Source organism: Devosia sp. RR2S18 (assembly GCF_030177755.1).
GTDB lineage: Bacteria > Pseudomonadota > Alphaproteobacteria > Rhizobiales > Devosiaceae > Devosia > Devosia rhizosphaerae.
Genome location: NZ_CP126539.1, coordinates 2104986 through 2130824, shown reverse-complemented (window position 1 = coordinate 2130824; position 25839 = coordinate 2104986). Strand labels below are relative to the sequence as shown.

At 60.6% G+C, this 25839-nt stretch carries 19 protein-coding genes; 12 read left to right on the top strand and 7 right to left on the bottom strand.

Annotated elements, in window-relative coordinates:
• Positions 1–20: 20 nt before the first annotated feature.
• Positions 21–1169, bottom strand: a complete 1149-nt coding sequence (locus tag QOV41_RS10615; RefSeq protein ID WP_284576458.1) for a cysteine desulfurase family protein — start codon at positions 1167–1169, stop codon at positions 21–23.
• 289 nt (positions 1170–1458) lie between these two features.
• On the opposite strand from QOV41_RS10615, the gene QOV41_RS10610 reads away from it, so the two are divergent.
• Both QOV41_RS10610 and tyrS read left to right on the top strand, forming a co-directional pair.
• Entirely contained in the window at positions 1459–2121 is a 663-nt protein-coding gene (locus QOV41_RS10610) for an alpha/beta hydrolase (RefSeq protein ID WP_284576456.1), read from the top strand.
• Between the two features lie 146 nt (positions 2122–2267).
• Complete coding sequence (gene tyrS / locus QOV41_RS10605; RefSeq protein ID WP_284576455.1) at positions 2268–3512, top strand: tyrosine--tRNA ligase; 1245 nt, start codon at positions 2268–2270, stop codon at positions 3510–3512.
• Positions 3513–3574: 62 nt separating this feature from the next.
• Here the strand turns inward: tyrS and QOV41_RS10600 are convergent, their stop codons facing one another.
• Positions 3575–6943, bottom strand: coding sequence for a hypothetical protein (locus tag QOV41_RS10600; protein ID WP_284576453.1), 3369 nt, complete (start codon positions 6941–6943; stop codon positions 3575–3577).
• Between the two features lie 269 nt (positions 6944–7212).
• On the opposite strand from QOV41_RS10600, the gene QOV41_RS10595 reads away from it, so the two are divergent.
• Both QOV41_RS10595 and QOV41_RS10590 read left to right on the top strand, forming a co-directional pair.
• Complete coding sequence (locus QOV41_RS10595) at positions 7213–7698, top strand: peroxiredoxin (RefSeq protein WP_284576452.1); 486 nt, start codon at positions 7213–7215, stop codon at positions 7696–7698.
• Between the two features lie 66 nt (positions 7699–7764).
• Positions 7765–8901, top strand: coding sequence for a M23 family metallopeptidase (locus QOV41_RS10590; RefSeq protein ID WP_284576450.1), 1137 nt, complete (start codon positions 7765–7767; stop codon positions 8899–8901).
• Between the two features lie 6 nt (positions 8902–8907).
• Here the strand turns inward: QOV41_RS10590 and prfB are convergent.
• A protein-coding gene (gene prfB / locus QOV41_RS10585; RefSeq protein WP_284576449.1) for a peptide chain release factor 2 occupies positions 8908–10033 on the bottom strand; the annotation gives its coding sequence in 2 pieces (ribosomal slippage) (positions 8908–9963 and positions 9965–10033; 1125 coding nt in all).
• 288 nt (positions 10034–10321) lie between these two features.
• On the opposite strand from prfB, the gene QOV41_RS10580 reads away from it, so the two are divergent.
• The 3 genes from QOV41_RS10580 (at position 10322) to QOV41_RS10570 (ending at position 12620) form a co-directional block, all read left to right on the top strand.
• Entirely contained in the window at positions 10322–11095 is a 774-nt protein-coding gene (locus QOV41_RS10580) for an amino acid ABC transporter substrate-binding protein (RefSeq protein WP_284576447.1), read from the top strand.
• A gap of 77 nt (positions 11096–11172) precedes the next feature.
• Positions 11173–11853: an amino acid ABC transporter permease gene (locus tag QOV41_RS10575; protein WP_284576446.1), complete on the top strand. Its 681-nt coding sequence runs from the start codon at positions 11173–11175 to the stop codon at positions 11851–11853.
• Positions 11850–12620 carry an amino acid ABC transporter ATP-binding protein gene (locus tag QOV41_RS10570; RefSeq protein ID WP_284576445.1) on the top strand — a complete coding sequence of 257 codons (771 nt, stop codon included), beginning with the start codon at positions 11850–11852 and terminating at the stop codon, positions 12618–12620. The genes QOV41_RS10575 and QOV41_RS10570 overlap by 4 nt, the downstream gene beginning before the upstream one ends.
• A 7-nt stretch (positions 12621–12627) precedes the next feature.
• Here QOV41_RS10570 and QOV41_RS10565 read toward each other — a convergent pair whose 3' ends face one another.
• Positions 12628–14802, bottom strand: coding sequence for an FdhF/YdeP family oxidoreductase (locus tag QOV41_RS10565; protein WP_284576444.1), 2175 nt, complete (start codon positions 14800–14802; stop codon positions 12628–12630).
• Between the two features lie 145 nt (positions 14803–14947).
• Between QOV41_RS10565 and QOV41_RS10560 the strand changes: the two genes are divergently transcribed.
• Both QOV41_RS10560 and QOV41_RS10555 read left to right on the top strand, forming a co-directional pair.
• Complete coding sequence (locus QOV41_RS10560) at positions 14948–15184, top strand: hypothetical protein (protein ID WP_284576442.1); 237 nt, start codon at positions 14948–14950, stop codon at positions 15182–15184.
• A gap of 132 nt (positions 15185–15316) precedes the next feature.
• A complete protein-coding gene (locus tag QOV41_RS10555) occupies positions 15317–16111 on the top strand; it encodes an SDR family NAD(P)-dependent oxidoreductase (RefSeq protein ID WP_415926772.1) in 795 nt (264 codons plus the stop codon).
• Positions 16112–16144: 33 nt separating this feature from the next.
• Here the strand turns inward: QOV41_RS10555 and QOV41_RS10550 are convergent, their stop codons facing one another.
• From QOV41_RS10550 to QOV41_RS10540, 3 genes are all read right to left on the bottom strand, one after another.
• Entirely contained in the window at positions 16145–16426 is a 282-nt protein-coding gene (locus tag QOV41_RS10550; RefSeq protein ID WP_284576438.1) for a hypothetical protein, read from the bottom strand.
• Between the two features lie 30 nt (positions 16427–16456).
• The gene (locus tag QOV41_RS10545) at positions 16457–16777 is read right to left on the bottom strand and encodes a hypothetical protein (protein WP_284576437.1); all 321 of its coding nucleotides are present in this window, start codon (positions 16775–16777) and stop codon (positions 16457–16459) included.
• An 86-nt stretch (positions 16778–16863) separates the two neighbouring features.
• On the bottom strand, positions 16864–18012 hold the full coding sequence (locus tag QOV41_RS10540) for a YihY/virulence factor BrkB family protein (protein WP_284576436.1): 1149 nt from the start codon (positions 18010–18012) through the stop codon (positions 16864–16866).
• A gap of 179 nt (positions 18013–18191) precedes the next feature.
• On the opposite strand from QOV41_RS10540, the gene QOV41_RS10535 reads away from it, so the two are divergent.
• From QOV41_RS10535 to glgB, 3 genes are all read left to right on the top strand, one after another.
• Entirely contained in the window at positions 18192–20249 is a 2058-nt protein-coding gene (locus QOV41_RS10535) for an alpha-1,4-glucan--maltose-1-phosphate maltosyltransferase (RefSeq protein WP_284576434.1), read from the top strand.
• A gap of 65 nt (positions 20250–20314) precedes the next feature.
• Entirely contained in the window at positions 20315–23584 is a 3270-nt protein-coding gene (treS, locus tag QOV41_RS10530; RefSeq protein ID WP_284581272.1) for a maltose alpha-D-glucosyltransferase, read from the top strand.
• Positions 23581–25794 (top strand): 1,4-alpha-glucan branching protein GlgB, encoded by a 2214-nt coding sequence (gene glgB, locus QOV41_RS10525; RefSeq protein ID WP_284576433.1) that lies wholly within the window; start codon positions 23581–23583, stop codon positions 25792–25794. Before treS ends, glgB begins: the two co-directional genes overlap by 4 nt.
• Positions 25795–25839 lie beyond the last annotated feature (45 nt).

Sequence of the window (25839 nt, the reverse complement as noted above, 5' to 3'; positions counted from 1 at the left end):
CTTCAAAAACTTATATGCCGCTAGGCGGCTTCACCTTCGCGGCCACGCTGCCGCGAGAGAATGGATTGGTAACCAGCAAGGAACGCATCGACGTCCTCTGCGGTAGTCGACCAGCCCAGGCTGACCCGCAATGCGCACTGTGCAAGCTCGGGAGCAACGCCCATGGCTGCCAACACATGGCTCGGACCGACCTTGCCGGATGAGCACGCCGATCCTGAGGACACGGAAAGTCCCGCCAGATCCAGCGCCATCATGGCCGTCGTATTCTGCACTCCTGGCACGGCGAAGTTGGTCGTATTGCCAATCCGATCCGCGCCGAAAAAAACCGTTGCGGCTGCAATACTCCGCAACCCGACTTCCAGCCGTTCCAACAAAGCTGGCACCCCAGCTGCCTCGTAGTGCTGGGGGTATGCCGCCGCAGCTGCGCCGAAGGCAGCGATCAACGCTGCGGCCGGACTGCCACCACGCCGTCCCTGCTCTTGTCCACCACCCGGAATGAGCAGCACCGTGTCGGCGTGCCCCTTGACCAGCAGCGCACCTACACCCGCTGGAGCCCCAATTTTGTGGCCGCTCACAGCCATCATATCGGGAGCGGATGCGGCAAATTCGAGGGGTAGCTTGCCCAAGGCCTGCACCGCATCGATAAACAGCGTGTGACGGGTAGGGCCAACTATGGCGTTGATCCTACCGATAGGCTGCACCACACCAGTTTCGTTGTTGACCCAATGCAGGGCCACCAGAAGGGTTTCCCCCTTCTCATCCGCTTCCACCAGACGCGCTGACAATTGATCAAGATGGACACTCCCGTCGGGCAGAAGGCCAATAGCTGTTACGGGCAAGCCCGTTGCCTCTGCGGCCTTGGTTACCGCTGCGTGTTCACCGCCGCTAACAACAACCGCGTCCGCGGCAAAGGTCTTGGCGCCGCCGACGATAGCCTGGGTAATTGCCTCTGTTGCCGAGCCGGTGAAAACCACCTGCTTGGAATCGGCGCCCGCTAAGATCGCTACCTTTCCTCGCGCGGTCTCGATCAGATCGCGCAGTGCGCGACCGTGGCTGTGAACAGACGACGCATTGCCCGTCAGTTCCAAAGCAGCAAGGAGCGCCGCCCGCGCTTCAGGAAGAAGCGGGGCTGCGGCATTGTGATCGAGATAGACCGCCTGTCGCGCCATCATGGTTTCCAAGGTGGCGCATGCGCGCCGCTCATACCGTCCATGCCTGAACCGAACTGCCCCGCGGGCCGCCGACTCCAAACACTTCTTGAAATTTGGCGTCCAACTTCATTACAAGGGGCGCTCTCAGGCCGGTTTCGGCCGCAAAACCAAGTTTCGAATAATTCTAAACTGGTTTTTCGACCCATGTTTTAGGGAGCGGGACGCGCTTAGTCAAGCGGATGCCCGCCAACCCTGAGGGCTCGGCAAAGCCACACGAACAGAGCCAAATGGCCGGAAGAACAACACCATGCCAGAAGTGATTTTCAACGGGCCCGAAGGCCGTCTGGAAGGCCGCTATCAGCCGGGCAAGGAGCCCAACGCTCCTATCGCCATCGTGCTGCATCCACACCCGCAGTTCGGCGGGACGATGAACAACCAGATTGTCTACAATCTCTTCTATATGTTCGCCGAGCGTGGCTTTGCCGTGCTGCGCTTCAATTCGCGCGGCGTCGGCCGTTCGCAAGGCCTGTTCGATCACGGGATCGGCGAACTCTCGGATGCCGCATCGGCGCTCGACTGGCTGCAAACCATCAATCGCGAATCGCGCGGGTGCTGGATCGCCGGCTTCTCCTTCGGTGCTTGGATCGGGATGCAATTGTTGATGCGGCGCCCCGAGGTGGAAGGTTTTATCTCGGTGGCTCCGCCCGAGAACCTCTACGACTTCTCGTTCCTGGCCCCCTGCCCTTCCTCCGGTCTTATTATCCATGGCGACAAGGATCGGGTGGCCCCGCCCACCTCGGTTCAGAAGCTGGTCGACAAGCTGAAGACGCAGAAAGGCATCACCATCGAGCAGCAGATCGTCGACGGGGCGAACCACTTCTTCGAAGGCCAGATCGATGAACTGACCACCCGTTGCGCCGATTATCTCGACCGTCGCCGGCAAGAGATCGCCGCCGGCGGCGGGCGCTAATTAGAGCGCACTGAGGCGATTGAAACCACCACGGTATCCCCGCGCAGGCGGGGACCTCCGTTTTCTTTCTGGTGGTCCTTTCAAACAGAGGTTCCCGCATGCGCGAGAATGACCCTGTGACGGGGACGACCTTTGGATCGCATCAAATGACCCAGTTCAAATCAGAATTCCTCCGCACCCTCTCCGAACGCGGTTTCATCCATCAGATCTCCGACCCTGAAGGTTTGGACAGGCTTTTCGCCACCGAGACGGTGAGCGCCTATATCGGCTTCGATCCCACCGCGTCGAGCCTGCATGTCGGCAGCCTTATCCAGATCATGATGCTGCACTGGCTGGGAAAGACCGGCCACCGCGCAGTCGCTCTCATGGGTGGTGGCACCGGCATGGTGGGTGACCCGTCCTTCAAGGACGAGGCGCGCAAGCTCATGACCGTCGACACCATCCAGTCTAACATCGACGGCATCAAGCAAGTCTTTTCCAACTACCTGACCTTTGGCGATGGCTCCAAGGACGCGTTGATGCTCAACAACGCCGAGTGGCTGCTGCCGCTCAATTATCTCGAGTTCCTGCGCGATGTTGGCCAGCACTTCTCGGTCAACCGTATGCTGAGCTTTGATTCCGTGAAGCAGCGCCTGGATCGTGAGCAGTCGCTGAGCTTCCTCGAATTCAACTACATGATCCTGCAGGCCTACGACTTCGTGGAGCTCAACAAGCGCTACGGTGTGCGTCTGCAAATGGGCGGTTCGGATCAGTGGGGTAATATCGTCAACGGCATCGATCTGGGGCACCGCATGGGCACCCCACAGCTCTACGCCCTGACCTCGCCTTTACTGACCACGGCATCGGGCCAGAAGATGGGCAAGTCGATGAACGGCGCCATCTGGCTCAACCCAGACCTTCTTTCCGCCTATGACTTCTGGCAATACTGGCGCAACACGGAGGACGCCGACGTCGAGCGCTTCCTCAAGCTCTACACCACGTTGCCGCTGGACGAGATCGCCCGTGTGGTCGCCGGGGACATCAACGACGCCAAGAAACGTCTCGCCACCGAAGTAACGGCCATGATCCGCGGCCGCGCCGCAGCCGAAGAAGCTGCGGCGACCGCTCGTGCTACGTTCGAGACCGGTGCACTCGACCTGTCGCTGCCCACCGCGACGGTATCCTACGCCGAACTGGCAAACGGCATCGGCATTCTGTCAGCCCTCGTGACGGCCGGCTTGGCTGGCTCCAACGGCGAAGCCCGTCGGCACGTGCAGTCCGGAGCCGTTCGGGTCAATGATGCGGTGATCGAAGATGACAAGCTGGTCCTGGGCGACAATGCCCTGCTGAGCGAGGGGGTAATCAAGCTTTCAGTGGGCAAGAAGCGTCACGCACTCATTAAGCCGAGCTAAAGAGCAGCAAAAACCTCAGAAAAATCCATTCAGCCTCCGTTCATAACGGAGGCTTTTCTTTGCTATTCCGCCTGCGGCTGCTCTTTGGCGCGAAATTCGAACAATTCCCGGAAGAATCCTGGAGCCAGGGCCGAGAGCGGGTTTATGCGGAACTGGGGATTGTCGAGTGGGCCCTGCACGGCAAAGGTAATGCCGACCAGGCCCTCCCCGTTGCGGCCGCCAAGTAGCGGGCCCAAAAGGGGAATTTGCTGGAATGCGTTGTTCAACCCGAACAGCGGGACATAGGTGCCGGTGAGGTCATACTGCCTCTGATTGGTGTAGATGAAGCCCCGCATTGTGCCACCCACTGTTGCACCGGTCAGCATCCCATTCGTTACTTCCACCCGGTCTGACCGTCGTAAAAAGTCAACCTCGGCAACATTGAAGTCGAGCCGGTTTTCCCGCGCGATCGCCGCTCTGGAATCGGAGTGATTGCCGAGGACTTCTGCCACATTCGCCTCGTCGACGATCGAGAAGTTGCGCATCACCAGCTTGCCCGCCTCCACATCCGCATCGCGGTCGGTGGTCATGACGAGATTGCCCGAACCACCTGCTAGCTGGGAGTAGACCCCGAGCAGGCGCAGGATTGTCCCGGCGTCGTTGAAGGCGACGCTGAGCGTGCGCCCGCGCGGCGCCGGATTGGTGGTGATCGAGATGCTGTTGCCCTCGCTGAACTGGGCCGTGAGATTGGCCCGGCGCATATCGCTGCCGCGCAGCAGCAGATCGAGGTCAAGATTGAAGGCGGTGGTGGCGTAGTGCCCGAGCGCCCGTTCGAGCTGCACATCGAGTGCCAGTGTTTGTTCGATCTGCGTGGCCTGCACACCGCCAGAGCCTTGATTGAGGCCGAAGAACTGACGGAGCATTGGTCTTAAATCAAGTTGCTCGCCCCGGACCTGGACGCTGTATCCCCCATCAATGGGGCTGAGCGTGATCTGCGCGCTGTCGCCTTCGCTCAGGCCGAACTGGCTGAACTCGGCCGATTGCAGGCCTTCAGTGGCATGATAATCGATCGCTCCCTCGGCACGAACCGTCCCGAAGGCCAGCTCGATATCCTCCAAAGCCGTGACCTCCTCATCCTGCCGGATGGTCGCGGACAAGGTGCCCGGCGTACCGCGCGCCTTGCTGATGCCCAAGTCCTTGATGTTCAAAGAGGCGTTTTCCAGATCGACCTCCATCTGGAGGGCTCCATCGGCCATAGGCTGAGCGACAAAAGCCACCTCGCCGTCCAGGAACTCCGAAGCGTCAAAGCCCATCGCTGCGAGGTCTTCCACTGCAACCGTGGAAGCAAGGCGGAACGTGGGCTCGGAAGTGGGTGTGCCCGCCACCTCGATGGCCGCCTCCATGCCATCGATCTCGGCGGTGCCGCTGAGCTGATAACCCTGCTGGGAAGCACTGAAAACCAGCTGCCCGTTGTCGATGGTTCGACCTTGAATGGGTGCAGCGCTCCCAAAGTCTTCGACTGTGCCATTGAGGACATAACCGATGTCCAGAGGACGCCCACTCGCCGCGTCAGGCGGCTTGATGGTGGCAACCAGACCCAGATCAACCACCCCAGAGAGCCCATTGAGATCGAGGGGCAGATCCGCGCCTGCGAGCGCTTCGGGCTGCTGTTCCTCAACAAGTGCAAGAATGGCGGGTATCGACCCGGTAATATCTCCCGAGATCTCGATGAGGTTTTCGCCCGGAGTCGAATTGTCCATGATCAGCGCTGGATTGCGCACCACGATCTCGCCGCCATCAGCAGTTGTAAGCCTGCCGCCGCCGGCAGAGATGGTCACATCGGCATCATCGACCTGCAAGCGTGTCCGGCCATCAATGGCGATTGGCGCCATGGCGGCGGTTGGTTTGACGGCGACGCCAATCCCGACCATCTCGATCTGCATGGCGCCATCGGGAATGGGCTTGTCCTCGCCTTCGAGACCAAGCGAGCCCACGGGAAAGTTGAATTCCATGAGGGCGCTGGCGACTTCGCCTTCCGTCACATTGGCCACAAACCAATCACGGCTTTCTGTCCCCAGAAAATAGGGCCACAGGCGCTTGACGTCGTCGGCACTCGCTCCTTGGCCGGCTAAGGTCATCTCGATGCCGAGGCCAGCCTGAAGCATGTCGATGCGCCCCATCGTCTCCACCGTTGCATCACCCTTGCGGGCTACCAACTGATCGATCCCCAAAGCGCCGTACAGCGGCGCTGACCACCCCGAGAACTCGATCTGGTCAAACGGTTCGGAAGGCGCTGCCACATCGTTGGGATGAAGATGGACATCACTGGCATCGAGCTTGATCCCGACGGTCGGGCCGAAAGTTCGGTCCAGCCCCATGCCGAAGATGCCCGATATCCGAGCCGAGCTCTGGCCGATCTGCAACGCTGTTTCCTCCAGCAGGAAGCGCCCTGTGTCCGGTGTCCACTCGATGTCCATGATGGAGCTGGCAATAGGGAAGTGATCGTCCTGAATGCGCAGATCAAGTCCGGTCATATCGACCTTGAAGCGCCCGCCGACCAGCTTGCCACCGGCAGGATTGAAGTTGACATCAATGGAAAGCGCTCCAGCACCTCTCACTGCGGCGACACTCGTCGCGTCGTCGATGAAGGGGAGGAACGCCGAAAAGTCGATATTGGTGATGTCCGCTTCGAGCCGCGAACCGCCATCCTCGCCGAGCGTTCGGCCGAAGGTGCCGGTCATGGCCTCCCCGCCGAACGTCGCGGCAAAGGTTCCGCGCACCTCCCGCAGGTCCCGCGATGGCCGTAAGGTCACGTCGATGTCGTCGAAGCGGCGAAACAGTCCATAGACGGAGTCGCTCATGTCCAGAGTGCCGCCGCGGATGACTAGTTTGGAGAACCGCCCCTGTGCAGCCTGCACCAGGATGTCGGCCACGGCCTGCTCTGCCGCCTCCAGATTGTAGACCAGCCAATCGTTGTCGGAGCGCATGGTGACGGTCGCAGGAGTGTCCCCCAATGCGAGGCCCTGGTTTGAAATTCCGACCGTTGGGAAACTGTCCTGACCTTCGAGCACGCGAACCGTAGGGGGCCCTCCAGCCGCATCTTCCACTATCTCAAGCGTAGTCACGCGCGGACCATAAAGATCCTGCACGATCTGAATATGCGGCTCGACCAGTGTGATGCTGGCACCCGGTTGTCCGATCAATGCGCGCGCCGGCGAGAAACCCACCTCGAGTGCGTCCATGCCGATCTTGGCGCCGCTCTTGCTGTCGGTCATTTCCACCTCAGCAAAGCGCAAAACCGGCCAGACGCCGTTTTCCAGCGCCAGCGCCATCTGCCCTAGCTCCAACCGACCCGTAGGAGGCATGGCCGAGCGAGCGAAGCTGGCAGCAGCATTGCTGCCAAAGGGTAATGGCACGGGGGTGACGAGAAGAACGAGATAGAGCAGCAGCAACAGAGCCGCCGGGATCCCAAGAACCCACACCGCGATTTTGAGAGCGAGACGCGCTGGCCTCCGTCCATCAGGCGCAGGGAGCGAGCCGGAATTGTCTGCGGAGATGGTTGACGCGCTCACTTCGTTCCAATGGGGGCACTGCTGGCATTCGAGAGGCAGGTGCCAAGAATCAACCGCAGAAAGCGGTCCCTTGCCCAATGATACCGGCTGGAATATGGCACCAACAGCCCACAACATCGTGGAGCAACAACCTAGTGGTGGAGAGGCGGTTGACAGACCTCAAGGAGGGCGACCTCGCCCCTGATTTCGAACTGCCTCTTGATGAGGGCGGCGTCTGCAAGCTCTCCGCCCTGCGGGGTACTCCCGTAGTGCTGTTTTTCTATCCGCAGGACGACACAGAGGGCTGCACGCAGGAAAATCAGGAGTTCTCGGCCCTACTTCCACAGTTCACGGCCTTGGGCGCCCGTTTGGTCGGGATCTCGCCCGACACGGTTGAAAGTCATCGCAAGTTTCGAAGCAAGCATGGCCTCACCGTTCCGCTCGCCAGTGATCCGGACCTTGTCGCGATCAAGGCGTTTGGTCTTTGGCAGATGAAGAAGCTCTATGGTCGTGAATTCATGGGCCTCGTTCGCACCTCCTTCCTCATTGATCGGGAGGGGCGAATTGCCAGCATCGTACGAGCCACCCGGATACGGGGTCACGCCGAAATAATGCTGGAGAGAGCTACGGCGCACCAAGCCGAGCACGGCTCATAGGCTTTATTAACCAAACTCGCTCATTGTCTGCTCACTATGTTGTTGTTTCGCGTTGGAGAGTGAGGGATGCGCAACCAGGCCGGTTTTGGTGTTGCCGCTTCTGCTCCAGCCGCCCGACACGGTGTGCACCCGGCGCTATTCTACAGCATGTTCGCGCTGCTCCTTGCAGGCAATGCCATGCTGGGCACGGCTTTTCTCCTCGCACCAGATATCTCCCGCCTCCTCAATCGCCAGAGCGAGCAGGTCGTCGAGGCCTATGAGGACAGAATCGCGCAGCTGCGGGTCGAGATTGATCGCCTCCAATCGCGCAGCTATGCACAGGCCGGCGATATAAACCTGCAGTTGCAGGAGCTATCGCAGCAGCAAGAGGTGCTCTTGGAACAGCACCAGCTCGTTCGCGCCCTTGTGGACAAGGCTGGGGAACTCGGAATCGGTGCGGTTGCAACAGGCGACCTCAGCGAGCCGAATAGTCTTCGGCTCGCGCTGCGGCCGAGCGGCAATCCCGACATAAACTCCACATCAGCGGCGATCGCCCAAATGATGGGTGAAACCCAGCACGCCATGACCGCAATTGCCGAAGCAGCCACCCAGCGGACCGACGACATCGTCGCCGAACTGACGCAGCTTGGCATCCCGGTGTCGCTTCCAGACGACCAAACCAGCATGGGTGGCCCGCTGCTCACACCAACATCTGGTGCCGATACCTCGCCAATGGTTGAGGATGCCAATGCCGTGATGGCCGCCCTCGCCCGCTACAAGGCGGCGCGCGAGAGCATCGATGGCGCACCGATCCATATGCCCATTGCCGGCAATTTTCGGCAGAGCTCAAATTTCGGCAATCGCAAGGACCCCTTCACGGGCGGCCGGGCCTTCCACTCCGGACTCGACTTCGCTGCACCGAACGGGACTACGGTCCTCAGTGCTGGCAAAGGCATCGTGACTTACGTGGGGCGACGCAGCGGGTATGGCAATATCGTTGAGGTGACACACGCGAACGGCTTGGTAACGCGCTATGCGCACCTGTCGGCTTTCCTCAGCGACAAGGGACAGCAGGTCAACACTGGAACTCCGATCGCCAAAGTGGGGTCGACCGGTCGGTCCACCGGCCCCCACCTCCATTTCGAAGTCCGTCGCTCTGACACTGCAATCGATCCCAAGAAGTTTCTCGAGGCCGGTAAACGCCTGATCGCCTGGCTGGGGTAGCGGTCGCTAGTCGTCCGCGCCTGTATCTGTCGCCGCGCCGACGCGCTGGGCCAGAGCCGATTCCATGAAAGCGTCTAGGTCGCCATCGAGCACCACCGCGGGCTGGCCGCTCTCGACGCCTGTCCGCAGGTCCTTGACCATCTGATAGGGCTGCAAAACATAGGATCGGATCTGGTGCCCCCAGCCGATATCGGTCTTGCTGGCCGCCTGTGCGTTGGCCGCTTCTTCCCGCTTCTGCAACTCCATCTCATATAGACGAGCCCGCAGCATGTTCATGGCCGTGGCGCGGTTCTTGTGCTGGCTCCGCTCGGCCTGACAGGCGACAATGATGCCAGAGGGCACGTGAGTTATACGGATGGCGGAGTCGGTCGTATTCACGTGCTGACCACCAGCACCGGACGCGCGGTAGGTGTCGACCTTGAGATCACTTTCGTTGATCTGGATGTCGATGGTTTCATCGACCACCGGATAAACCCAGACACTGGAAAAGCTGGTGTGACGGCGCGCAGCCGAGTCGTAGGGACTGATGCGCACGAGACGGTGAACACCGCTTTCGGTCTTTAACCAGCCATAGGCATTGTGACCCTTGATCTGGATGGTCGCGGACTTGATACCAGCTTCTTCACCATCGTGCATTTCGATGGTCTCGACCTTCATCTTCCGGCGTTCAGCCCAACGCGTATACATGCGCAGGAGCATGTTCGCCCAATCCTGGCTCTCGGTGCCACCGGCACCGGAGTGGATTTCGACGTAACAGTCGTTGCTGTCGACTTCTCCGGAGAGAAGAGTTTCGATCTGCCGCCGCCGGGCGGTTGCCTTGAGTTCGACAAGCGCTGCTTCGGCGTCCTTGACGACTTCGGCGTCGCCTTCGGCGTCGCCCAGTTCGATCAGTTCGACATTGTCGCGGATGCCCGCTTCAAGTTCGCGCACCGACTTAACGGCGACGTCCAGCTCGTCGCGCTCACGCATGGCCTGGCGCGCTTTCTCCGGATCGTTCCAGAAGTCGGGAGATTCGGTTTGCGCTGTCAGCGCATCGAGACGGAGTTCAGCAGTATCCCAGTCAAAGATGCCTCCTCAGCAGGGTCAGAACCTGCTCGATTTCGGCGACGGTCTTTTCGATTTCCGCACGCAATGGACTTGTCCTCTTCGGTTGCGCCCCATGTAGCGAAGGCGCTGTCCCGGATCAACCCGTCGGTGAGGGGCCAGAGCGCAGGTGGATTGCCGGATCACCGAGGTGGTTTTTTGCTTCGAACTCCTCAACCCGCGTAAAAGCCGTCTCGAATGGAAAGCTAAATAGGCATGCACGTGCAGGAACTCGCTGCTGGAGGAAACACTTTCCCAGCCGATTGAAACCGACGCTGCGGAAGCGCAGGTTCTGGCGCAACAATCGGCGGTCAGCCGAACCGATACGGAGAAACAAATGAAGCTCGGAAAGTCACTGCTCGCTCTCGGCCTCCTGAACCTTGCCCTGGCGACGCCGACCCTCGCGCAGTCGGCGCTTGAGACGGTTCAAGACGCAGGCGTGCTGCGGATCGGCACCGAAGGCACCTATGCGCCATTCACCTATCACGACAGCACCGGCGCTCTTGTCGGCTTCGATGTGGAGATCGGCCGCGAGATCGCCGAGCGCATCGGGGTTGAGGCTGAGTTCGTCGAAGGTCCGTGGGACGGACTGATCGCCGGTGTCGACGCCAACCGTTATGACGTCGTGATCAACCAGGTCGGCATCAACGAGGAACGCCAGGCCAAGTACGACTTCTCCGAGCCCTATATCGCCTCCAAGGCTGCCCTGGTCGTGCGCGAAGACAATCAGGACATCGAAAGCTTCGAGGACCTCGCCGGCACGCGTGCTGCACAGACGCTGACCAGCAATTACGGCAAGATGGCCCAGGAATATGGGGCCGAGGTTGTGCCGACCGAGGGCTTCGACCAGTCGATCGCGCTGGTGCTGCAGGGCCGCGCCGACGCCACCATCAACGATAGCCTCTCGTTCTATGATTTCCGCAAGCAGCAGCCCGATGCCGGCGTCAAGATCGCCGCAACGCAGGAGGATGCAGACTTCTCTGGTGTCCTGCTCGCCAAGGGCAAGCCCGAACTGCTCGAGGCGATCAACGAAGCCTTGGCAGAGATCAAGGAAGATGGCACCTATGCCGACATCTCGGAGCGGTACTTCGGGGAAGACGTTTCCCAGTAAGCTCATCTGAACAACTCGACTGCAGGATCGGCCGAGACCTCGGCCGATCCTTTTTATTGACCTGACGAAAGCGCGCGATGCCCCACTGGCTTTCCCTGATGATCGAGTCTCTGCCCTCCTTGCTGTGGGCCTGTCTCGTCTTCACCGTGCCGCTGACCCTGCTTTCGTTTGTGCTCGGCCTAGGCCTCGGCTTTTTCGCCGCGCTGACACGGCTCTTTGCACCCGCTCCGCTCGCGGCCATTGTGCGGTTCTATGTCTGGATCATCCGCGGCACGCCGCTGCTGGTGCAGCTCTTCCTGATCTTTTATGGCCTGCCGAGCTTGGGGATCGTGCTGGATGCCTTTCCGGCGGCCCTGATCGGCTTCACGCTGAATGTGGGCGCCTATTCCTCCGAGATCATCCGCGCCGTGCTGAGCTCGGTGCCAAAAGGGCAATGGGAGGCATCCTATTCGATCGGCATGACGTGGCCGCAGGCTATGCGCCGCACGATCCTGCCCCAGGCCAGCCGCATCGCCGTGCCGCCGCTGTCGAATACGTTCATTTCCCTGGTGAAGGACACATCCCTTGCCGCCGCCATTACGGTGCCGGAGCTCTTTCGTGCGGGGCAGCGGATCGTGGCCACCACCTATGAGCCGCTGATCCTCTATATCGAGGTCGCACTGATCTACCTTGTGGTGAGTTCAGTGCTATCGGGGCTGCAAGGCAGGCTTGAGAAGCGCCTGTCGCGCTATGGCGGCTATATCGAGGCCTCGTCATGATCACGCTCGAAAACATCGAGAAGAGCTTTAGTGGCGTACGCGTTCTCAACGGAGTGAGCGTCACCGTCCGCGAAGGTGGCGTGACGGCGCTGATTGGGCCATCCGGCAGCGGCAAGAGCACGTTGTTGCGGTGCGTCAACCTGCTCGAGCTGCCGCAATCGGGGCGCGTCCAAATCGATGATGCGGTGCTGGAGTTCCGTCCCGGAGCGAAGGCTGATCGCAAGGCAGTTCTGGCCTTACGCCGCAAGACCGGCATGGTGTTCCAGAATTTCCAACTGTTCCCGCATCTGACTGCTGTGGAGAACGTCATGGAAGGCCTCGTGACCGTACTGCGCTGGCCCAGGGAGAAGGCGCGTGCTCGCGCTTTAGAGCTGCTGGAAAAGGTGGGCATGTCGCCCAAGGCCGACGCCTGGCCCTCCAATCTTTCGGGCGGGCAGCAGCAGCGCGTGGCCATCGCCCGGGCACTGGCGCCCTCCCCCAAAGTACTTCTTTGTGATGAACCGACTTCAGCGCTGGACCCGGAACTCGCCGTCGAAGTGGTCGAGGTCCTCGCTCAACTCGCGCGCGAAGGCACCACCATGCTGATGGCGACGCATGACCTGCGGCTTGCCGCAACGATCGCCAGCGAAGTGGTCTTCCTTGATGGCGGCGAGGTCATCGAGAGTGGTCCCGCGCGTGAGGTCTTTGTCGCCCCCGTGAAGGAGCGCACCAAGCGTTTCGTCTCGACGCTAGCGGGTCAGGAAATGCCGCCGGGCTCCGTCAGCTAGCCCTGCCTTAAGCGCTCTCCAGCCAGACGGAAACTGACTTGAACGCTGGCGTCTTGCTGCGGGGATCAACTTCGGTGCCCACAAGCACATTGGCCTCCGGGTAATAGGCCATGGCACTGCCGGGAGGGAGATCGAAGGCCGTCGCGACGCCCGGCATGCGACCTGCCGCCGACGCGACTGTTATGCTCTGCCCTTCCTCCACGCCAAAGCGCTCCATGTCACCGCGATTGAGGAAGACGGCGTGGCGCCCAGCATTGCCGCGATAGCTATCCTTCTCTTCGTAGATGATCGTGTTGAACTGGCCTTCGCTCCGCACGGTGGCGAGCGTCAGGCGCTCCTGTGGCAGGACTGGCATGGGGGTCACGACGAAGTGGGCCTTGCCGTCCGCAGTACCGAATTGGGGCGTATGCAGGACCCGCTGCTTGATGTGGAACTCCCGCTTGGCGACATCGATATCCGCAAGGTCTTCCATTCCCGGGACCACCGCGGCGATGGCTTCCCTTATGCGGCTATGACCGCTGAACGCCTTGAAATCGATGGCCGATTGCGGCAGCAACCGCTGGCCGATTTCGCACAATATCCAGCTTTCCGGCCGCGTATTCTCCAGCCGACATATGCCGCCATCGGAGAGGCGCACATAGTTGAACATCGACTCCTGCGTCGTGGGCTGCCACTCTTCGTCTCGCGCAGTGACCGGCAGGATCAGCACCTCCCCGTCACCCAGGCCATGCACATGCCCCATATTGAGCGTGGTGGTGAGAAACAGCTTGAAACCGACGGCGCTCATCGCGCGCGTGGCGAAGGCTGTGTCGGGCGTAGCCCCCCAAAGGTTGCCGCCCATGATCACAGCGCTATCGATCTCGCCGGCCTCGGCCGCCTTGAGACAGGCCATGGTGTCGTAGCCGCGCTCTTGCGGAAAGCTCACGCCGAAGCTTGCTTCCATCTTCGCCAGCACATCCTTGGCAAGCACCGGCTTAACACCGATGGTGCCGATACCCTGCACATTCGAGTGGCCGCGGAGGGGCAGCAGGCCTGCAAACTGCCGCCCAAGCATGCCGCGCAGCATGGCGAGATTGGCGATTGCCTCCACGTTCTCCACGCCGTGCACGTGATGAGTCATGCCCATGCCCCAGGCAAAGACGGCGTTCTTCGCACGTCCGTAGTTTGCGGCGACCCGGACGATCTCGTCGCGGCCGAGCCCGGATGTGGCTGTGATATCATCCCAGCTGAGCTCCGCCAGATCGGCTAGAAACCTGTCGAAGTTCTGGGTGTGGTTTGCGATGAAGGTTCGATCCTCCAAGCCCAACTCCAGAACAGCCTTGGCCAGTCCCTTAAGCAAAGCGATGTCCGAGCCAATCCTGGGCTGCAGGTAATCCGAGGCTATATCGCTACCGCCCTTGAGCATCGAACTGGGCGACTTTGGTACGGCGAACTTGACCAATCCCGGTTCCTTGGCCGGATTGATGACAATCACCTGCCCGCCGCTCTCGCGACAGTTCTTGAGCATATGTATGAAGCGCGGGTGGTTTGAGGATGGATTGGCACCAATCACGAAGATCAAGTCGGCACCGGTGAGGTCTTCGAGTTCGATTGTGGCAGTGCCCTTGCCGATCGTGGTCGCCAAGCCTTCGCTCGTTGCCTGGTGGCAGTAATACGAGCAATTGTTGACGTTGTTTGTTCCATAGGCACGCGCGAGAAGTTGAAAAACGAAGCCCGCCTCGTTGGAGGAACGGCCGGAGGAATAAAAGAAGCTTCGGCTGGGCTGTGTCTCCCGCAGTTTCCCCGCGGCATGCTCAAGAGCAAAGTCCCATGACACGGGCGTGAACCGGTCCGCATTGGCTGGTTTGAACAGCGGCGTCCCCAAGCGCCCGAGGTGCTCCATTTCTTTGCCGGTCAGCTCTTGCAGGTCGGTCAGCGGGTGATCAAAGATCGGCAGCGGGATTGCAGGCTGCACGTCGCTGGATTGGGCCTGCACCGACTTGTTGCAGACCGAGGGAAACTCATCGAGCTCATTGGTCATGCCGCCGCGCTGCCCGCCCATGCCATAGGCGCAGGCTTTGCAGGCGTTCTTGGCTGTCAGTGCTTTGGCTGCCTTGCCGACTCCCATTCGGCCGATGGTGGCCAGGGTATAGAGCACTTTCTTAGGGCCACCGCCTACCACCGGCTTTACCACTTCGACCATTTCACCAACTCACGACTGAAATCCATTCGGCTAGCAAGAAGGATTTACGCGAGCAAAGCAAGTTGGCAGCACGGTCACAACTCCCGGAGGGCGGAACTGAGTGTGAACGCGCGGCATTGGACCTAGTACAATGGGGAGATTTGCTATGCCTGCTTCGAGCATCGACCGCGTACCCGACCCGCTCACGGACAAGTTCGCCTTGAACGAACTGCCGAGGATCGCCCCCTGGGTCTACGAGGAAATCACTAGCGTGGGACCTGACAACGTTAAGTCGATCCTCGCGGATCGCGGTTGCGACGGCGATGAACCGCAGCCGATGACGATCTGGGTATCGGCCCTATCTACCTGCCACTCCAACGCGTGGCAGGCACTCGCACATTAGCGACAGCACCCCATCTGCCGTGGGCGCGGCCGCGCGGAACTGTGCGGAGAGGGATGCGCCGGAGGATGAACCTAGCCACACCTACACGTCGAGTTTGACACCGCCACCTGCGACCAATAGCCATGATTGCACATCATGAACCCAGGTTCGCACATGCCTCAACTCACCATTCCCGATCTCGCCGACAAGGCGGTACTGATCACCGGCGCCTCTACCGGCATTGGCGCAGCCTTGGCGCGCGCCTTCGCCGCACAAGGAGCCAAGGTGGGACTGCACTACAATTCCAGCCAGGATGCGGCCACTGCCTTGGCCGAGAACATACGCGGTTCCGGCGGCACTGTTGAACTGGTGCGGGCTGACGCGTCCGATTCTGCTGCGATGAGCCGCGCCGTGGAACAAGCCGCTGAAGTGCTCGGCGGACTGGATGGGCTTATCAATAATGCCGGTGGAATGGTGGCTCGACAGCTCTACCAGGACTGGACCGACGAGCTTTACGACCAGATCATGGATCTCAATGCGCGCTCGGTGCTTGCCGCGTGCCGTGCGGCAGTTCCCCACCTCAAGCAACGGGGCGGGTTTATCATCAACACCACCTCCATTGCCGCTCGGAACGGCGCCAGCAACGGCGCTGGCCTTTATGGCTCATCCAAGGCGTTTATCGCCAATGTGACGCGGGGAATGGCCAAGGAACTGATCCCGCTCGGTATTCGGGTCAATGCGGTTGCGCCTGGGGTGATCACGACCCGGTTCCACGAGCGCTATTCCACTGAAGCCCAGTTGGAAGCGCAGCGTGCGACAATCCCCGCCGGTCGGTTGGGCGTGGCGGATGAATGTACGGGGGCTTATCTTTTTCTCGCCTCCGCGACGCTGTCGAGCTACGTCGTCGGTCAGACGATTGAGGTGAACGGCGGACAACTCATGCCGTAAGTGAAACGGGGCGCTGAGCGCCCCGTATTCCGATCAGCTGGAGCGATTGCCCTTGCCGAGGTCGCGCTCGGCGCGCACATCCTTGTCGAGCTTCTCGTGGCTCTCGATGATGCCGTCGGTTTCGCCCTTGCCTTCCGCCTGGGCGTGACGCTCGTTGTTCACCGACTCCTGATCGTTGCCCTGAAGCGAGTTCTTGCCCTGGACGTCGGATGAGAGTTCGAATTCATCGACCGGATTGCCGGATTGGCTCTCGCGGCCAGCTTCCCTTTTGAGGCGGTCAATTGGGCGGCCGGTATTCTTAGGATCGTTCGCCATGGTCGAGCTCCTTTTGGTAGGTTTCAAGAATTAGCGGACCAGTGCCGCGCCGAGTGCATCGCAGCGCACCCACCATTCCGAGGACAAGGCGGCATCGCGGAGCGATCCCAGCAGATCCTCTTCGGAGGCCTCCAACTGCAGCAAGCACAGCGACTCACCTTGGCTTTCGAGGGAGGTCACCGTCAGCGTGGAACAGTTCTCCGGTAGGATTGAGCCGTCGCTGGCGATGGTTTGCTCGAGCTCCTGCTGGCTGGAACAGGCATAGACGGCTTCCTGTGCCTGAGCAGGCAGGGTGGAGCCGACAGCCAGAACAGGCAGCAGCGCAAGGAGGAATGGTGAGGCGATCTTCATTTCGGTAAGTCTCCGTTCTCTGAGGCAAACACGGGCCAGGCTGCGAAGTTGCATGTAGCCGGTGCCGATTGAGCGAACCCGATGGCTCAGCGCTGCTGCTTCTTGCGCCGTTCGACGAGTGACACGGCAAGCGCAGCGGGGAGTGCGAATAGCAACGAACTGGCGGAGAACCGGCGGCGTTCAGGCTTGTATTTGCTGGCACCGGCCTTGTAGCCGGCGCGCCATTCCTCGGTGTGCTGGTCGTTGCTGTCGTCCTCACCGGCCGTACGTCCGAGGGTGTCAGCGACGGTAGCGTCTCGCCTACCCATTGGATCGTCGGTGCCAATGGTGGTGTCCTGGCGGGTCTGATGCTCGGTCTCGGAATTGAGTTCGGCCCCGATGATGAGAACCGTCATGGTGATCCAGATCCAGGTCAATAGAGCGATCAGCCCACCCAGCGATCCATAGGTCTCGTTGTAGTTGGCGAAGTTGCTGGTGTACCAAGAAAAAAGAATAGAGATCACGATGATAGCCACCACGGCGAACAGCGCGCCGGGGGTGATCCACTTCCATTCGGCCTGCTGACGACTTGGTCCGTACCGGTAGAGCGCCGCGATCCCGGCGAGCAGGAACAGGGCCAGCACAACATAGGACCCGATCTGAACGAGCCATTCCAAGCCGCTGCCCAGCCCCACGACGTTCAGCACCACAGGAACCACAACGGCCACGCCAATCATGGCGATGATGGCGAGCAGGCCGGCGAGGGTGAACAGCAGTGCGGTCGCGTTGAGCTTGATGAAGCTGCGGCTCTCGCGCTCCTCATAGGCAATGTTCATTGCTTCAAAGAGGTTCTTCACCCCGGCACTGGCGCTCCACAGCGCTATGCCAACCGAGAAAAACAAGGCGAACCCGAGCGTCGTCCCACCGGTCGAGCTCAGACGCGTCAACTGCTCTTCGATGATCGCCATGCCGTCTTCGGGCACAAAAGATGAGAGCGACTGAATGTGCTGGGTTACGGTAGCCGGATCGGTGAAGAGGCCGTAGATCGAGACCAGCGCCGTAAGGGCAGGAACCATGGACAGGAGCAGGAAGTACGTCACGGCAGCGGCGACCATCGTCACGCGGTCCTCGCTGATCTCGTGATAAGTTCGCCAGAGCACATCCTTCCAGCCTTTCGCAGGGATCTGCTGCGGACTTTCCGCCCCACGGCCGCGGCCTTCCCCTTGGTGTGAGCGCTTGTCGGTGTGTTCTGTCATTGTCTTGCTCCCGGCTAGTGCGCAGAGGCAACGAACTTTCCTACACACGGTTGCAGCAGGACCGCCTTAGAAACAGGCCGTAAGAGCTGCTTTACCGCGGCGCCTGTCCACCTGCCCGCAAGAAGGGAAACCAAACCTGCTCCCCTGCGTTGGCAACTTAGACGAGGGGAGACTGCCCAATGCACAGCAATGGACCTGGCCCGGACAAAGACGCCGGCCTGTCGAGTTACCAGTTACCCGCCAACAAGGCGCAGGAGCTGGGGCTGCTCGCCAAGCTCGCGGAAAACCGCATCGCGATCGAGGGCATCGATCCCGAAATCGATGGTGGTCGCTTTCCCGCGAAATGCGTCGTCGGCGAGGCGTTCCAGATCCAGGCCGACATCTTCGGCGACGGGCACGACACCATCGATGCCGCCTTGCTCTATCGGGCTGCCGATGAGGATCGCTGGCGCGAAGTGCGCATGGAGTTCATCGTCAATGATCGCTGGCAGGCGTCGTTCACCCCCGACAAGCTTGGTCTTTTCAATTACACGATCATTGCCTGGCGCGACCTCTACACCACTTGGCGCAAGGAGGTGGCCAAGAAGCACGCGGCTGGCCAGAACATCTCGCTCGAGCTCGAAGAGGGCAAGCGCCTCATCGAGGCTGCGCTCAATCAGACACCTACCCCCAGTGCCGAGCACTGCCGGGCTATCGAGCGCTGCGTCGCCGATTTCGGTGCTGCGCGGAGCGATGAGGAGCGATTAGGGCTGCTGACCACTTCCGATCTGATGGCGGTGATGCAGCAGGCCGGCCGCCGCACCAATCTCAGCCGCTATGAGCGGGTGCTTGAAGTTTATGTGGACCGTCGGGCGGCTGCGTTCAGCGCCTGGTACGAACTTTTCCCGCGTTCGCAATCGGGCAGTGCAAGCAAGCACGGCACCTTCAACGACGTCATCAAGCAACTGCCCTATGTGCAGGACATGGGCTTTGACGTCCTTTATTTCCCGCCCATTCATCCCATCGGCAAGACCAACCGCAAGGGCCGCAACAATACACTAACCCCTGGGCCCGATGATCCTGGCAGCCCCTATGCCATCGGCTCCGAGGAAGGTGGCCACGACGCGCTGCACCCTGAACTCGGCAGCTTCGAGGACTTCGCCAATCTGGTGGAGGCGGCGCGCCGCCATGGGCTTGAGGTCGCGATCGACTTCGCCATTCAGTGTTCCCCCGATCACCCCTGGATTAAGCAGCATCCCGAATGGTTCGACTGGCGGCCGGACGGGTCGATCAAGTTCGCCGAGAACCCGCCCAAGAAGTACGAGGACATCGTCAACGTTCACTTCTACCGCGATGCCATACCCAGCCTTTGGTACGCCCTGCGCGATATCGTGCTGTTCTGGATCGACAAGGGCGTGACGATTTTCCGCGTCGACAACCCTCACACTAAGCCCTTCCCCTTCTGGGAGTGGATGATCTGGGAAGTGCGGAGCCGCCATCCCGAGGCGATCTTCCTGGCCGAAGCGTTCACCCGCCCCAAGGTCATGAAGCGTTTGGCGAAGGTCGGCTTCTCGCAGAGCTATTCCTATTTTACCTGGCGCAACGTGAAGTGGGAAATCGAGGAGTACCTGACCGAACTCACCACCGAGGAGTGCCGGCACTATATGCGGCCGAACTTCTTCGCCAACACGCCCGACATCAACCCGTTCTATCTGCAATATGGTGGGCGCCCCGCCTTCCAAACGCGGCTAGTACTGGCAGCGACCCTGGGCGGAAATTACGGCCTCTACAACGGCTACGAGATCTGCGATGCGGCCGGCGTGCCGGGCAAGGAGGAGTACCTCAACTCCGAGAAATACGAAATCCGAGCCTGGGATTTCGATCATCCCGACAATATCAGCTGGGACATCAAGCTGATGAACAAGCTGCGCCGCGAGCACAAGGCGCTGCAGGATTTCACCAGCCTACAGTTCTACAAGGCCTATAACGACAACATCCTCTACTACGGCAAGCGGACGGCCGACATGTCCGACTTCCTGCTGTTTCATGTGTGCCTTGATCCGCACAACGCCCACGAAGCCGACTACGAATTGCCCCTTTGGGAACTAGGCCTGCCCGATGATGCCGCCGTCGAGGTGGAGGACGTCGTAACCGGCTACCGCTCGACCTGGTACGGCAAGAACCACCGCATTCGGCTCGACCCCTACTATAAGCCCTACGCCATTTGGCGCCTGATCGCGCCCGGAGTGACTACATGATGGACAAGCTAGCCAATGACAGCAGCGGACGGAATAAGCTGCGGGGCAATGCTCGGGTAGACGGCATGATCGATCGCGCGGACACCGAATGGTACCGCGATGCCATCATCTACCAGTTGCACGTCAAGGCTTTCCAGGATGCCAATGGCGACGGCATTGGCGACTTTGCCGGCCTGATGCGCCGGCTCGACCATGTGCAGGAGCTGGGCGTCACAGCTATTTGGCTGCTGCCGTTTTATCCCTCGCCGCTGCGTGATGACGGCTACGATATTTCGGACTACCGGTCCATCAACCCGTCCTACGGTACGATGAAGGAGTTCAAGGCCTTTGTCGCAGAAGCCCACCGGCGTGGGCTGCGGGTTATTACCGAACTGGTTATCAACCACACCTCCGACCAGCACCCCTGGTTCCAGCGTGCCCGCGAGTCCAAGCCCGGCTCTGCGGCGCGCGACTTCTATGTCTGGAGTGACAGCGACGCGAAGTGGCCGGAAACCCGGATCATTTTCACCGACACCGAAAAGTCGAATTGGACCTGGGACCCGGTCGCTGGGCAGTTCTATTGGCACCGCTTCTATTCGCACCAACCTGACCTCAACTTCGACAATCCCCGCGTGCTGGACGAAGTGCTCAAGGTCATGCGCTATTGGCTCGACATGGGTGTGGACGGGCTGCGGCTCGACGCAATTCCTTACCTGATCGAACGGGACGGCACTAACAACGAGAACCTGCCCGAGACGCACGACGTCCTCAAAAAGATCCGGGCCGAACTCGACCGCAACTATTCGGACCGCATGCTGCTGGCCGAAGCCAATCAATGGCCAGAAGACACTCGCCCCTATTTCGGCGAGGGCGATGAGTGCCACATGGGGTTCCACTTCCCACTGATGCCGCGCATGTACATGGCGCTGGCACAGGAAGACCGGCACCCCATCACCGACATCATCCGGCAGACGCCTGAAATTCCAGAGAACTGCCAGTGGGGCATTTTCTTGCGTAACCATGATGAGCTCACGCTCGAAATGGTAACCGATCAGGAACGCGATTATCTCTGGCGCACTTATGCCGATGACCGGAGAGCCCGTATCAACCTCGGCATCCGCCGACGTCTGGCCCCGCTAATGCAGAACGATCGGCGCAAGATCGAGCTGCTGAATTCGCTCCTGATGTCCATGCCCGGCACGCCCATCGTCTATTATGGCGATGAGATCGGCATGGGGGACAACTACTATCTCGGTGACCGCGACGGCGTCCGCACGCCCATGCAATGGTCAGCGGACCGCAACGCCGATTTCTCGCGCGCCAATCCCCAGCAGTTGTACCTGCCCGCCATCCAGGACCCAGTTTACGGCTATCAGGTCATCAATGTGGAGAGCCAGCAGGGTGACCCCTCCTCCCTGCTGAACTGGACGCGACGCATGATTGCAGTGCGCAAGCAGCATCCGGCTTTTGGCCGGGGCACGATGACCCTGCTTTATCCACGCAATCGCAAGGTTCTGACCTATGTCCGCGAAACAGAGAACGAGAAAGTTCTCTGTGTCGCCAACCTCTCGCGTACGGCTCAGGCTGTGGAAATTGACCTTTCGCGCTACAAGGGCGCGGTTCCCATCGAGCTGACGGGTCGTTCCCCCTTCCCGCCGATTGGTGATCTGCCCTACATGCTCACCCTACCCGCCTTCGGCTTTTATTGGTTCTTGCTGACCGAGGAAGGTGAAGCGCCCCGCTGGCATGAGCAATTGCCGGAGATCCTGCCTGAATTCATCACCGTTACCACGCGTGATGGGCGCCTGATGACCGCGCTGACGGGTCGGGAACGCAAACAGCTTGAGCAGGACACCCTGCCGCAATTCCTGCCTCTGCAGCGCTGGTTCGGCGCCAAGGACACGCCAATCGAGAGTGTGAGCATCACGCCATTGATCGAGCTCAAGGAAAGCGAACACGCGCTGGTGTTCATCGATGTTGAGCTCGGTGGCGAAACGCAGCGCTACTTCCTGCCGATCACCGCCCGCTGGGGCGAAGAAAACCTGCAGACGGGCGCACCCAAGCTTTCCTATACGCTTGCCAAGATTCGCCGTGGCCCCCGTGTGGGCGCGCTGGTCGACGGCGTCTATGATGAAGCGCTGGCGGAAACGCTGCTAACCACTATGCGGCAAGGCGGCTCGTTCGACAGCAGCGACGGAGAAGTCGTTTTCCGTGGCGGCCCACTCCTTTCCGAAATCGAGGATCTCGGGGAGTCTCGGCCGCTTGGCGTCGAGCAAAGCAACGTGTCGATTGCCTTTGCCGACAAGGTCATTCTCAAGCTCTACCGCCGGCTGCGCGCTGGCGAACAGCCCGATGTAGAGGTCGCACGCTTCCTGACCGAAGAAGCCGGCTTTGCCAACACGCCTGCGTTCCTGGGTTCAATTGAGCACAACTCCAGCAATAACGAGCTCACCACATTGGCGGCCGCATTCGCCTTTGTCCCCAATCAGGGCGATGCCTGGGCGGTGATCACCGATGCCTTGGTGCGTGATCTTGAAGAGCAGGATCTCCGAACCGGCGATCCGCAGGAACCAGAGGGTGAGCAAGATTTCGAGCTTTCCCTTGCCATGGGTGGCCTGCTCGGCCAGCGCACAGCGGAACTGCATCGAGCCTTGGCCGTGGAGACCGACAAAGCTGACTTCAAGACTGAAGACCTCACGCAGGACCAACTCAAGACTTGGGTTGATGAAGCCGTCCACGAAGCCGAAACAGTCCTTGAAAGCCTCAAGAGCGCTCGCTCCGGTCTGTCCGAGGAGGTTGCTGCTTTGGCCGACGAAGTGCTCTCGGCGCGCGAGTCCTTACTCGACCGCATGAAGGCTGCATCGCGGCAGCAGCCGTCGGGTGCGATCTCTCGCATTCATGGCGATTACCATTTGGGTCAGGTGCTCGTCGCCCAAGGCGATTTCATGATCATCGACTTCGAAGGTGAGCCCCGTCGACCGCTTTCGGAGCGTCGCGCTAAGTCATCGCCACTGCGCGATGTCGCGGGCATGTTGCGGTCGTTCCAATATGCTGCCGCTACGGCCCTCAATCTGCGTCGGGACGCGATTGGCACGATCAGCGATCACACGCGCGAAAGGGCTCAGCTCTGGCACGATACCTTTGCCCGGTCTTTCCTTGAAGAATACCGAGCCCACAGCGCCGAGACGTCGACCTATCCACAGGATGCCGACTTCGCTCGGGCGCTGACCGACCTCTTTCTCCTCCAGAAAGCCTTCTACGAGGTGGGCTATGAACTCGCCAACCGACCGACATGGTTGGCCGTGCCGCTGGAGGGCATCCGAAACCTGCTGCAACCGGAAGGTAGCGAACAGTGAACGTTGCAAATACTGAGCGGCCCGCCGCATACCCCGCAGATATAGACGCGATCGTCGCCGGTCAGCACGGCAACCCCTTCGTTGTGCTGGGCATGCAGGGTGGTGATGGCCAGCCTGTGGCCGTGAACGCCTTCGCACCGCAGGCTACCGAGATCGAAGTGCTCGACCGCAAGAGCGGTAAAGTGGCAGGCACGCTATCGCGTATTCATCCTGAAGGCTTCTTCTCTGCCGTTCTGGAAGGCCGCAAGGAGCGGTTCGACTATCGCTTGCGGATGAAATCGGGCGACCAGAGCTGGGAGATCGAAGACCCCTACCGGTTTCCGCCTGTGCTCGGCGAGTTGGACGAGTACCTCCTCGGAGAGGGCCGTCACCACGATCAGTACCAGAAGCTCGGCGCTCACCCGCGCGCGATGGAAGGGGTCGAGGGCGTCGCCTTTGCCGTCTGGGCCCCGAACGCCCGGCGCGTCAGCGTCGTAGGGGAGTTCAACGCCTGGGATGGCCGCCGCCATCCGATGCGCAAGCGCCTCGGCGCCGGCGTTTGGGAGCTCTTTATCCCTGGCTTGAAGCGCGGCGAAGTCTATAAATACGAGATCATCGGCGCGCATGGCGAGCGGCTGCCGCTTAAGGCCGACCCGTTCTCCTTCTACCAGGAAGTTGCCCCAGCGACGGCTTCCATCGTGCATGGCCTGCCAGAGTACGACTGGAAGGATCAGGACTGGCTGGACCAGAGGCAGCAGCGCCAGGCGCTAGATGCGCCGATGGCCATCTACGAAATGCATCTCGGCTCATGGCGCACCGCGGGCGACGGCACGCCCCTGAACTACGACGCCATCGCCGATCACTTGATCCCATATCTCAAGGACCTCGCCTTCACCCATGTCGAGCTGATGCCGGTGACCGAACACCCGTTTGCCGGGTCTTGGGGCTATCAGCCAATTGGCATGTTCGCGCCCACCAGTCGCTTTGGCACGCCCGAAGCATTCGCCGGCTTCGTGGACCGCCTGCACCAAGCTGGTTTGGGGGTGATCATCGACTGGGTCCCCGCGCACTTCCCGTCGGATGCACACGGCCTCGTTCGTTTCGATGGCACTGCCCTTTACGAGCATGAGGACCCGCGCCTCGGTTTCCACCAGGACTGGAATACCCTGATCTACAATTTTGGCCGCAACGAAGTGCTGAACTTCCTGGTGGCGAGCGGGCTGTTCTGGCTGGACCGGTACCACATCGACGCCCTGCGCGTGGATGCGGTGGCGTCCATGCTCTACCTCGACTACAGCCGCAAGGCAGGTGAGTGGATCCCCAACAAGCATGGCGGCAACGAGAACCTGGAGGCGATCGAGTTCATCAAGCGCACCAACGAATTGGTTTATGAACGCCATCCGGGGACGCAGACCATCGCCGAGGAATCAACCGCCTGGCCGCAGGTCAGCCGCCCGATCTACAATGGCGGACTTGGCTACGGCTACAAGTGGAACATGGGCTGGATGCACGACACCCTGTCCTACATGCAGGAAGACCCGATCAATCGCCGCTATCATCACCATAAGATGACGTTCGGCATCCACTACGGGTTTTCGGAGAACTTCGTGCTGCCGCTGAGCCACGATGAAGTGGTGCACGGCAAGGGCTCGATGCTCGGCAAGATGCCAGGCGACCGTTGGCAGAAGTTCGCCAATCTGCGGGCTTATTATGGGTTCATGTGGACGCACCCGGGCAAGAAGCTGCTGTTCATGGGTGGCGAGTTCGGCCAGGAGCGCGAGTGGAACCACGATCAATCGCTCGATTGGCACCTGCTCGATGACCCACTGCACGATGGCCTGCGTAAGCTCATCGGCGATCTCAACCGGCTGTATCAGAATACACCGGCACTCCATGAACTCGATTGCGATCCGTCTGGCTTCGAGTGGATCGAGCACAACGACGCCGACAACAGCGTCTTCCTGTTCACCCGCAAGGGGAAAGATGGAAAGCCGGTGGTCGTGGCTTGCAACATGACGCCCGTGGTCCGCTCGGATTACCAGGTCGGGGTGCCGCATGGCGGCCGCTGGCGCGAGATCCTCAACACCGATGCCGACATCTATGGCGGGTCCAATGTGGGCAATGGCGGACATTTGAATGCCCTAGACGAGCCGTGGCATGGCCGCCCGGCGTCACTGCGTCTCACCCTGCCGCCCTTGGGCACACTGGTGGTGGCGCCGGATGAAAGCTGACAGGATGAGCAGAGTTGATGCAGGTAAGTTGCCGACCGTTTCGGC

Excerpts from the sequence above, each read along its gene's own strand:
- QOV41_RS10615 (WP_284576458.1), bottom strand. The coding sequence starts at position 1,169 with ATGGCGCGACAGGCGGTCTATCTCGATCACAATGCCGCAGCCCCGCTT.
- QOV41_RS10610 (WP_284576456.1), top strand. The coding sequence starts at position 1,459 with ATGCCAGAAGTGATTTTCAACGGGCCCGAAGGCCGTCTGGAAGGCCGC.
- tyrS (WP_284576455.1), top strand. The coding sequence starts at position 2,268 with ATGACCCAGTTCAAATCAGAATTCCTCCGCACCCTCTCCGAACGCGGT.
- QOV41_RS10590 (WP_284576450.1), top strand. The coding sequence starts at position 7,765 with ATGCGCAACCAGGCCGGTTTTGGTGTTGCCGCTTCTGCTCCAGCCGCC.
- QOV41_RS10580 (WP_284576447.1), top strand. The coding sequence starts at position 10,322 with ATGAAGCTCGGAAAGTCACTGCTCGCTCTCGGCCTCCTGAACCTTGCC.
- QOV41_RS10575 (WP_284576446.1), top strand. The coding sequence starts at position 11,173 with ATGCCCCACTGGCTTTCCCTGATGATCGAGTCTCTGCCCTCCTTGCTG.
- QOV41_RS10570 (WP_284576445.1), top strand. The coding sequence starts at position 11,850 with ATGATCACGCTCGAAAACATCGAGAAGAGCTTTAGTGGCGTACGCGTT.
- QOV41_RS10565 (WP_284576444.1), bottom strand. The coding sequence starts at position 14,802 with ATGGTCGAAGTGGTAAAGCCGGTGGTAGGCGGTGGCCCTAAGAAAGTG.
- QOV41_RS10560 (WP_284576442.1), top strand. The coding sequence starts at position 14,948 with ATGCCTGCTTCGAGCATCGACCGCGTACCCGACCCGCTCACGGACAAG.
- QOV41_RS10550 (WP_284576438.1), bottom strand. The coding sequence starts at position 16,426 with ATGGCGAACGATCCTAAGAATACCGGCCGCCCAATTGACCGCCTCAAA.
- QOV41_RS10545 (WP_284576437.1), bottom strand. The coding sequence starts at position 16,777 with ATGAAGATCGCCTCACCATTCCTCCTTGCGCTGCTGCCTGTTCTGGCT.
- QOV41_RS10540 (WP_284576436.1), bottom strand. The coding sequence starts at position 18,012 with ATGACAGAACACACCGACAAGCGCTCACACCAAGGGGAAGGCCGCGGC.
- QOV41_RS10535 (WP_284576434.1), top strand. The coding sequence starts at position 18,192 with ATGCACAGCAATGGACCTGGCCCGGACAAAGACGCCGGCCTGTCGAGT.
- treS (WP_284581272.1), top strand. The coding sequence starts at position 20,315 with ATGATCGATCGCGCGGACACCGAATGGTACCGCGATGCCATCATCTAC.